Consider the following 9,636-nt stretch of genomic DNA (forward strand, 5'->3'; position numbering starts at 1 on the left):
ACGATATTATTTTCTTCTGGGTAAGCCGCATGATTATGGCTGGCCTTGAATTTACAGGAAAGTCTCCGTTCCATGACATTTATATTCACGGACTTGTTCGCGACAAGCAGGGCAGGAAGATGTCTAAGTCTCTTGGAAACGGAATCGACCCGCTTGAAATTATTGACCTTTACGGTGCGGATGCTCTTAAATTCACTTTGAGCTATATGTGCGCGCAAGGCCAGGATGTTCTTGTAGATAAGGATTCATTCAAAATGGGAAGCCGTTTCTGCAACAAAGTATGGAACGCAAGCCGCTATATTCTTGGAAATCTTGAAGGCAGGACTCTTATTCCTGTTGCTGATTCAGACCTTAACGAGCTTGACAAGTGGATTTATACTTGCCTTGACAATGCTGTAAAAAATGCAAGGGCTGCTTTTGAAAGCTACCGTTACAATGACGGAGCTTCTGCAATCTATGAATATTTCTGGAACGATTTCTGCGACTGGTATGTTGAAGCTACAAAACTTTCGTTTAAAAATGGCGATGACCGCGAAAAAGACCGCGCGGTTTCTGTTTTGCTGAATGTTCTTGAAGAAAGCCTTCGTTTGCTTCATCCGTACATTCCTTTTGTTACAGAAGAAATTTATTCTAAGCTGCCTTTGTCTCAGATTGTAGAAAACCGCAAGAAAGCCGGTAAGCAGAAAATTCTTCCTTCTGAAGAATACACAGGACTTCTTGTTACAGCTCCGTATCCAGAAGAAAAAGCAAGCCGCATGAACAAAGAAATTACAGAGCGATTTGAAACTTTAAAGGAACTCATAAGGACTTTGCGCGGACTTCGTGTTGAATGCGGAATTGATCCTGCAAGCAAACTTCACATTGCTGTAAAAATTTCCAAAGGCTCAAGCGCGGAAGTAATAAAAGAAAAGAACGACATGGTTTGCCTTTTGGCTGGAATCAGCAAGGTTGACTTTGTGGAGTCAAATCCTGAAAAATCAATTGGAGCTGTCGGTACTGGATTCGAAGCGTTCCTTTTGGTTGATGAAAGCGTGAATAAAGAGCAGCTAAGGCAGAAGTTTACACGCGACATTGAATATGAAACAGAAAATGTCCGCAGAAGCACAAACAAGCTGAACGGAAAATTTGCCGAGCACGCTCCAGCCGAAGTTGTTCAGGAAGAAAGAAACCGCATGGAAGAAGCCCAGCGCCGCATAGAAAAGCTTAATTTGTACTTGAATAATTTGTAGCCGGAACTTTTTCAAAAGATTTGCCTTCAGGAGGATTCTTATGAAAAGAAAATATGAAATGGCGGTGGAAAAGCCCCAGCAGATGGACAATGAGCACATGCTTCAGCTTAAGAACATCTATCTTGCCCCTTATATGCAGATTGCCACAGCTTTGATTGGCAAGGCAAGGTTTGCAGGAGGAAATATGTTCCGCCATCAGCTTGATACAATGGGCATTCTCATTGACTACGGCTACATCGACAATATTCTTTTGAAGGCAAGCTGCGTGCATGACACAATAGAAGATATTCCGGGATTTGATGAAAATCTTATCCGCAATGCAGATTCTGACGGCCCTGAAGTTCTTGAGCTTGTAAAGGAAGTTACAAAGAGACCGGGGCAGCTAAAGAGCGAGTATTTAAAGTCGATTATAGACAATGGAAGCCAGCGCGCAAAAATCCTAAAATGCGCCGACAGAATTTCCAACATGATAAGCCTTGGCTTTGTAACGAGCAATGAATTTATTGAACGATATTGCGATGAAACTGAATATTTTATTCTTCCGATTGCCGTTGAAGTTGATTTTAATATGTATCAGGAACTTATAAGTCTTGTTGTAAGCCGCCGCGAGCACCTTGAAAAATCCGGCTATTTTGACAGAAAAGAAGAAAGGGATGAGTAGCCCTTTTGTTTGCGCTCTCCAAATTCTTATGCTACAATTCTTCAAATAGAAAACGGAGATTTTTGCGCAGTGCCCTCGTATACGATTATTGTTCCCGATTCATCTTATCTTTCCCGTATCTGCGGAACAAATGACAGCAACCTAAAACTCATGGAATCTTTTCTTGGAGTTCCTGTTTTTGCCAGAGGAAACGAGCTTTCCATTGACTGCGGAGATTCTTGCATTGAGCAGCAGTTTCGTTTTGCAGTTGACCGTATTCTTGATGAATTTTCTGCGGCGAGCAAAAATGTTTCAGATTCAGAATTGATTCAGTCTGTATTGAATAACAATGTTGATTTGGATTTGTCTATTTCTATTCCGGGCGGAACAAAAAAAGTTTTTCCGCGCACAAAAGGCCAGTCTTCATTGATTTTAAAGATGCGTAGTTCTGATTTGGTTTTTGCAAGCGGACCTGCAGGCTCTGGAAAAACTTTTCTTGCTGTTGCGGAATCTTTGCGCCTTTTGCTTTCTCACAAAGTAAAGTCCATAGTTTTGACGCGCCCTGTTGTTGAAGCCGGCGAAAGTCTTGGTTTTCTTCCCGGTGATTTGCAGGATAAAATAAATCCTTATATAAGGCCGCTGTTTGATTCAATAAATGCGGTTTTGCCTTCAGATACTATAAAAAGACTTACAGAAAACGGTATAATAGAAATTGCGCCGCTTGCCTATATGCGTGGACGGACTTTAAGCAACAGCGTTATAATTCTTGATGAAGCCCAGAACACAACTTCTGAGCAGATGAAAATGTTTTTAACTAGAATGGGAGAGACGTCTAAAGTTTTTGTAACAGGAGATCCTTCGCAGGTTGACTTGCCAAAAAGGACTCCTTCTGGTTTTCTTCATGCCTTGAATCTTCTTAGAGGCGTGGAAGGAATTTCGATTGCTGAGCTGACTTCGGAAGACGTTGTAAGAAACGGGTTGGTTAAAAAAATTATACAGGCTTATGAGAATGAAGAAAGATGAAAATACACAGACTTTTTTTTCTGTTTTAACAGGAGCTTTTTCAAAATATCTTAAGAAGAATTATCCAATGGTTATTTTGACCTTTGCGACTTTTCTTGTTACAGTTGCGCTTGTCTTTGTAAAGATTTCCACATCCTCGACCGTTTCTTCTTTTAATATAAACGACTATGAAATCGGGCAAATATCCGATGTTACAATAAAGGCTGTAAAGTCGCTTCCTTCAGATTATGAAAATCCAGTTGAAGTTCAGGCTGGAGAAAAAGTCATAAGAAAGGGATTTCCGATTACAGAAGAAGGCTACGCAAAACTAAAGAAAATGTCTGAGTCTGATGTTTACGTGGACTACAGGGCTTTTGCGAATTCTGTGATTTACCATATATTGATGTGCGCATTATTTTTCTTTTGCTGTAGTAAAATTTATTTTAAAGTCAAGATGATTGAATTCAAGGAGCTTGTTACCGAGTGCTGCTTTTACATTATAATTTTTAGCTCTGTGATTTTTGGCTCTAAGTCAGTTTACTTTGCATCTCCTTATGCAATCTGCGCTGTTATTCCGTCTTCTGTTTGCGTCTTTCTTGTGGCGATTTTGTTCGGCCAGCTTAATGCGGTTTTCTTTTCGCTTATTATTTCACTTTCAGTTTTAAATGCTTCTTCTTATCAGATTGTTCCGTTCTTGTTTGTGCTTTCAACTTCTTTTGCTTCCGCGCGGCTTGTAAGAAAAATCAACAGAAGAACAGACATGGTTTTGGTTTCTGTGCTTCAGTCTTTGCTGAATGTTGTTTTCCTGATGATTTTCAAGATTATTTTTAGTGATTCTTTGTATGACGGACTTGGCGCGATTGTTGGTGTTGCCCTGAACGGATTTTTTTCTGGCATTCTTTGCCTTGGACTTCTTACACCTCTTGAACTTTTGCTGAACACGGCTTCTCTTTTCCGTCTTATGGATTTGAGCGACTTGAATAATCCTACGATGAAAAAAATGCTTGTTACAGCGAGCGGAACTTATAACCATTCGCTTATGGTTGCAAGCCTTGCAGAAGCTGCGTGCAATGAGGTTGGAGCGAATCCGCTTCTTGCTAGAGTCGGCGCGTACTATCACGACATTGGAAAACTTGATAATCCTGAATACTTTGTAGAAAATCAGACTGCCGGTGAAAATATTCATACTGAAATAAATCCGTCTCTTTCTGTGAGCATAATCAGAAGCCATGTTAAGCGAGGTGTTGAAAAAGCGCGTGCGTTGCGTCTTCCTAAGCAGATAATCGACATAATAAGCGAGCACCACGGAAATCAGGTTATTGCGTATTTTTATAATGAGGCAAAAGCAATTGATCCGGATGCGAACCCAGAAGATTATTCTTACACAGGAAATCCGCCTACAACAAGAGAAAGCGCAATCGTCATGCTTGCCGATACAGTTGAAGCTGCCTGCCGCAGTTTGGAAAAGCCTTCTGTTCCGCGCCTTGAAAAATTCATAACCACATTGATTTACGGAAAAATCGAGCATAAGCAGCTTGAAAACTGTAATCTTACATTCAGAGACCTTACAAAAATTCACGATGCTTTCGTTCAGATTCTTGCAGGCTACTATCACAGCCGCACGAAATATCCTGACCAAAAAGATCCGGACACAAATGAAGTCCATCAGATTCCGCTTCCTCCTCAGGCGCAAGCACAGCAGCAGGAAAATTCAGCTTCCGCAGAAAAAGATAAAAAATCTGAGAAAACGGAAAAAGATAAAAGCGTGAAGGAAGATAAAAATTCCAAGAAGTCTTTAAAAGACAAGGCTGAAAAAATTATAAAGGAAAAAAAGTAATGGGGAACCAGATTTTTGTGGGCATGGAAGACGGAAAAACTTCTCCTGTCTGGATAGAAAAGATTGAGCCTTTCGCGCAAAAAGTCATGCAGAAATGCGGCTGGGACGGCGAGGAATTTTCTATTCTTTTTTGTTCCGATGAATATATTCAGTATTTAAATAAAACTTACCGAAATATAGATAGCCCCACTGATGTCTTGAGCTTTGAAAACGGCGAAAAATATACTGACGAAGACAATGCTGTGTGGCTTCAGGCTGGCGATATTGCTATAAGCGTTGACACTTTGCCCAAAAATTCAGAGTATTTTGAAGTGAGCCAGAATGAGGAATTAAAGCGGCTTATAATCCATGGAATTCTTCATTTAAACGGATATGACCACGGAGAAGAACACGTTGAAAAAAATGTGGAGCCAAAATGCGAAATGCTTGTTCTGCAAAAAAAACTGATGAAAGAACTAGAGCAGGAAATTATAATAGAAGAAACTGAAAAATAGGAAATTGTATGTTTGGACTTAAAAAAGAAAATTCAAAGAAAAACGATCAGAAAATCTCTGCCGCAGAAGAAGCCCAGCAGGAAATTTTAGCTGAAGAAAAAAACGACATGATTCAGGGAGTTGAAGAGCTTGCGGTAACAACCGTAAAGGAAGTAATGGTTCCTAGAATCGATGTTGATTTTATTTCAATGGAAACTCCAGAAGAAGAGCTTCTAAAAAAGGTTACAGAAAGCGGTCATTCCCGCATTCCGGTTTATTCCGGTTCAATAGACAATGTTGTTGGAATTCTTTATGTAAAGGACTTGATAAAAACTCTTGCAGAAAAACTTCCGATTGACTTGGAAAAAATAATCCGCAAGCCTTATTTTGTTCCAGAAAGCAAGCACATCGACAGCCTTTTGCGCGAATTTAAAAGACGGCACGTTCATATTGCGGTCAGCATTGACGAGTACGGCGGAATTTCTGGAATTGTCTGCATGGAAGATATTATAGAAGAAATTGTTGGCGACATTCAGGATGAATTTGACAATGAGCATGAGGACATAATTTCGCTTTCTGAAAATGCCTGGATTTGCGATGCGCGTGTTGACCTTGACACTTTAAATGAAGAAATCGGCTCGGATTTTCCTACAGAAAATTTTGATACTTTGGGCGGTTTCGTGTTCGATTTGTTCGGAAAAATTCCTGTAAAGTTTGAAAAGATTTCATGGAATCAGTGGGACTTTATTATTCAGGAAATGGAAGGACACAAGGTTGACACAATAAAAATAATGCGGAAGAAAGAAGACTAAATTATTTTTAAGAGTTTCCACGGAGTTAAAATGAAAAGAAATATTTTTCATAGTTTTACACTTGCTTTTCTGCTTTTGATTTTTGCATATCCTCTATGCGCTCAAAAGAAATCTGCATTGGAGCTTTTTAATCAGGCGCAGGAACTTCAGCAGCAGAGCAAGTGGTTTGACGCGGTTGACCTTTACCAGGAAGCTCTTTTGCTGAATCCGCAGTACGGAGACGCTCTTTACAATCTTGCGCTTTGCCATTACGCGCTTGGAAGCTATGACCTTTCTGTTCAGTATGCGGACGAATCTTCAAAATATGCGCGCAATTTCAGTGATATACAGAATTTAAAAGGCTTGTCTTTGATTTCGCTTGGAAGAGTTAACGAGGCAAAAGATGTTTTCAATCAGATTTTAAAAAAATATCCAAACGATGTAAATGCAAGGTTCGGACTTGCCGAGCTTGATTTGCTTGATGGTCGTCTTACTGTTGCGGAGAGCCGCTATCAGGATGCTTTAAAGCGCGACGCTTCAAATAGAAAAGCTCTTTTAAGTCTTGCTCTTGTAAGCGCGGAAATGGGAAAGCCAGAAGTTTCTGAAAACTATATAAGGCAGGCGCTTTCTTTTTATAGCGGTGAGCCGGAAGTTCATTATATGGCGGCGTATCTTTCTGCAAAAAGCGGAGACTATAAAACCGCAGAGCAGCGTGCAAGAAGTGCGGTTCTTATAAACGGAAACTTTGACAAGGCATATTCTCTTTTAGCTGGAATTCTTTATGCCCAGAAACGCTACAATGAAGTCATTGATATTTGCGACTTTAGAATCGGGCGGAATAGAGATTCTGTTGACGCCTGGTATTTAAAAGGCCGTTCACTTCAAAAACTTGGCAAGAATGAAGATGCGATTGAAACTTACGAAACTGGACTTTCAATTGCGCCGCAAGATGAAATTATGCGGAATGCGCTTGAGCAGCTTGCAGGAGGCTATCTTTCAATTGAAGATGCAAGGCGGAACACTTGGGCTGTTTTTCATTCAGCAAAGGCGGAAGAATATGGCCGCAACTTTGATGGAATTGCAGAACGCTACGAGTATCAAAAAGCGCTTTCAGTTTCTCCGCTTAACAATAAAATCAGGCAGTCTTTTGCCGATATGCTTGAGCGCGACGGGCACTACGAACTTTATCTTCAGCAGCTGAAATTCATAAGGGAAAATGAAGCTTATGCGTCAACAGAAGAAATTCAGACAAACGAAAATTCACCTGCTCCAAAACGAACACGTGAGCAAATAAAGAACGATGATGCGATTGAAGTTTACGAAAGTCTTTTGCGGAACAACATAGCTTCCCGCTGGAATGTAGATCCGTTTTATTTGGACAAGACAAGATGGAATATTGGAATTTATTATACAAAAAAAATGGTTCAGTTGTTTCATGCCGACTTGGAGGAAATTTCTGCGCTAGCTGCAAAAGATGTTTTTAACGGAGTTCCTTCTGCTTATGTTGATGTTCAGTCAGAACCTGTTAGCGGTTATGGCGAGGCGTTCCGGCTTGCAAGAAATTCCGGGCGCGACTATTTTATTATTTTGAACGCTTCTGAAACTGAACGCACATATTCTCTTGATGCCGTTATTTATTCAGCTAGAACAGGAACCAAGACTTCTGAAATTCACGTTTACAGAACTGGAAATGACTGCATGGCGCGCGCTTTGCAAAGATTCAGACAGGGGGTTTTGGATATTCTTCCAATCCGCGGAAAAGTTTTGCGCAATGTTCATGGGCAGCTTCTTGTTGACCTTGGAAAAAATGACGGAGTTTCAAAAGATTCTGAGTTCGATATTGTCCGCAAGGGAAGTGTCATAACAAAGGATTCAGGACCTGGAGTTTCGTATAACAAAAAAGATTTTCTTGGAACATTTAAAGTTGAAAATTCAGACGAGGAAATTTCAGAAGGCGTTTATAAGAAAAATGGATTTTATGACACTCTGAATGTTGGCGATGAAATAGTCCTTACAAAAAATCCTGAAAAGGAAGAAACTTCTGCGCTAGACAACCGCCCTGCTGCAAATGCAAGCGGAGATCCTGCAACAGAAGAGGCAAAAAAAGCTGAGCTTGAATCTTTAAAAGAATCGCTTCGTCCGGCTTCAAGAGAAAACGATTTGATTCACTTGATAAGAACGATTATTTAGCATGAGTTTCTTCATATTGAAAAGTTGAAACAATTGCGGATTTGTTATATTATTTTTGCAACATAAGTACAAAATTCCATGGAGGATATTTTATATGATTAAGACAGTAAAAGATGTTGATCTTAAAGGCAAGCGCATCATCATGCGCGTTGATTTCAACGTTCCTATGAAGGACGGAGTTGTTCAGGACGACACACGTATCATGGCGGCTCTTCCTACAATCAAATATATTCTTGAGCAGAATCCGCGCTCGCTCGTTCTTATGAGCCACCTCGGAGATCCAAAAAAGGACGTAAAGAAGGCTCAGGAAAAAGCTGAGAAAGCTGGAAAGACTTGGACTGAAGCTGATTCAGAAAAATTCATCAACGGAAAGAACCGCATGGCTCCAGTCGTAAAATATTTTTCTGAAAAGCTCGGAAAGCCAGTTACATTCCTTCCGGACGCTCTCGGACAGAAAGATGCAATCGACGCTCTTCCAGAAGGAGCAGTCGCAATGCTTGAGAACGTGCGCTTCCACAAGGAAGAAACTTCCAAGGATGCAGCTGAGCGCGAGACAATGGCAAAAGAGCTTGCAACTTACGGAGACATCTTTGTAAACGACGCTTTTGGAACAGCGCACCGCGATCAGGCTTCAACAGCTACAATCGCAAAATTCATGAAAGAGCAGCCTGTCGGCGGATTCCTCATGGAAAAAGAAGTTAAATATCTTGAGCCTATGGTTACAAATCCTCCAAAGCCAATGGTTGCCATTATCGGCGGCGCGAAGGTTTCCTCAAAAATCGCCGTTCTGGAATCGCTTCTCAAGAATGCAAAGTATCTTGTTATCGGCGGCGGAATGGCATACACATTCCTCAAGGCACAGGGACACAGTGTCGGAAAATCTCTTGTTGAGGACGACTTCATCGACACAGCAAAGAAGCTTCTTGCAGACGCTGACGCAAAGGGCGTAAAGATTCTTCTTCCTGTTGACCACGTTGGAGCGGCAGAATTCAGTGCAGATGCAAAACCTGTCGCAGTTGACGGAGTTGACATTCCTTCTGACCTTATGGCTATGGATGTCGGACCTAAGACTGTTGAAGAATACAAGAAGGCAATCGGCGAGGCAAAGTCAATCGTATGGAACGGACCTGTCGGAGTATTTGAATTCGACGCGTTCGCAAAGGGAACTGAAGCCGTTGCACATCTTGTTGCGGAAGCTACAGGACGCGGCGCGATGACAGTTGTAGGCGGCGGAGATTCTGTTGCCGCTGTAAACAAGTTCCACCTTGCAGACAAGATGAGCCACGTTTCAACAGGCGGCGGCGCTTCCCTCGAACTTCTCGAAGGAAAGACCTTGCCAGGTATAGCTATTTTAGCTACAAAGTAGCTGAAATAGCGTGGGGTTTCGCTTGGCGAAACCCGGTAAGTAAACCGCTTGCCGGTTTAAGAAAAGAAGTTAGCCTTTTTTATTTAAGGTTTATACGAACCTTAAAAA

Annotated in this window: 8 protein-coding genes; all 8 read left to right on the plus strand. The window is 41.2% G+C overall.

Annotated elements, in window-relative coordinates; all coding sequences use genetic code 11:
- On the plus strand, window positions 1–1,229 hold a 1,229-nt coding region (locus B4C08_RS00280; RefSeq protein ID WP_296662068.1), incomplete at its 5' end, for a class I tRNA ligase family protein.
- 58 nt (window positions 1,230–1,287) lie between these two features.
- On the plus strand, window positions 1,288–1,890 hold the full coding sequence (locus B4C08_RS00285) for a hypothetical protein (RefSeq protein ID WP_295796486.1): 603 nt from the start codon (window positions 1,288–1,290) through the stop codon (window positions 1,888–1,890).
- Between the two features lie 69 nt (window positions 1,891–1,959).
- Window positions 1,960–2,892 (plus strand): PhoH family protein, encoded by a 933-nt coding sequence (locus tag B4C08_RS00290; protein WP_296662072.1) that lies wholly within the window; start codon window positions 1,960–1,962, stop codon window positions 2,890–2,892.
- Window positions 2,873–4,708 carry an HD family phosphohydrolase gene (locus B4C08_RS00295; protein WP_296092263.1) on the plus strand — a complete coding sequence of 612 codons (1,836 nt, stop codon included), beginning with the start codon at window positions 2,873–2,875 and terminating at the stop codon, window positions 4,706–4,708. Before B4C08_RS00290 ends, B4C08_RS00295 begins: the two co-directional genes overlap by 20 nt.
- Window positions 4,708–5,202: an rRNA maturation RNase YbeY gene (gene ybeY / locus B4C08_RS00300; RefSeq protein WP_296662069.1), complete on the plus strand. Its 495-nt coding sequence runs from the start codon at window positions 4,708–4,710 to the stop codon at window positions 5,200–5,202. Before B4C08_RS00295 ends, ybeY begins: the two co-directional genes overlap by 1 nt.
- Before the next feature lie 8 nt (window positions 5,203–5,210).
- Complete coding sequence (locus B4C08_RS00305) at window positions 5,211–5,993, plus strand: hemolysin family protein (protein WP_295796433.1); 783 nt, start codon at window positions 5,211–5,213, stop codon at window positions 5,991–5,993.
- A 30-nt stretch (window positions 5,994–6,023) separates the two neighbouring features.
- Window positions 6,024–8,162 carry a tetratricopeptide repeat protein gene (locus tag B4C08_RS00310; RefSeq protein WP_296662070.1) on the plus strand — a complete coding sequence of 713 codons (2,139 nt, stop codon included), beginning with the start codon at window positions 6,024–6,026 and terminating at the stop codon, window positions 8,160–8,162.
- A 94-nt stretch (window positions 8,163–8,256) separates the two neighbouring features.
- Entirely contained in the window at window positions 8,257–9,528 is a 1,272-nt protein-coding gene (locus B4C08_RS00315) for a phosphoglycerate kinase (RefSeq protein ID WP_296662071.1), read from the plus strand.
- Window positions 9,529–9,636 lie beyond the last annotated feature (108 nt).

Origin of the sequence: Treponema sp. UBA753 (assembly GCF_002297325.1) — a bacterium.
Lineage (GTDB): Bacteria > Spirochaetota > Spirochaetia > Treponematales > Treponemataceae > Treponema_D.

Excerpts from the sequence above, each read along its gene's own strand:
- ybeY (WP_296662069.1), top strand. The coding sequence starts at position 4,708 with ATGGGGAACCAGATTTTTGTGGGCATGGAAGACGGAAAAACTTCTCCT.
- B4C08_RS00310 (WP_296662070.1), top strand. The coding sequence starts at position 6,024 with ATGAAAAGAAATATTTTTCATAGTTTTACACTTGCTTTTCTGCTTTTG.
- B4C08_RS00285 (WP_295796486.1), top strand. The coding sequence starts at position 1,288 with ATGGCGGTGGAAAAGCCCCAGCAGATGGACAATGAGCACATGCTTCAG.
- B4C08_RS00295 (WP_296092263.1), top strand. The coding sequence starts at position 2,873 with ATGAGAATGAAGAAAGATGAAAATACACAGACTTTTTTTTCTGTTTTA.
- B4C08_RS00315 (WP_296662071.1), top strand. The coding sequence starts at position 8,257 with ATGATTAAGACAGTAAAAGATGTTGATCTTAAAGGCAAGCGCATCATC.
- B4C08_RS00305 (WP_295796433.1), top strand. The coding sequence starts at position 5,211 with ATGTTTGGACTTAAAAAAGAAAATTCAAAGAAAAACGATCAGAAAATC.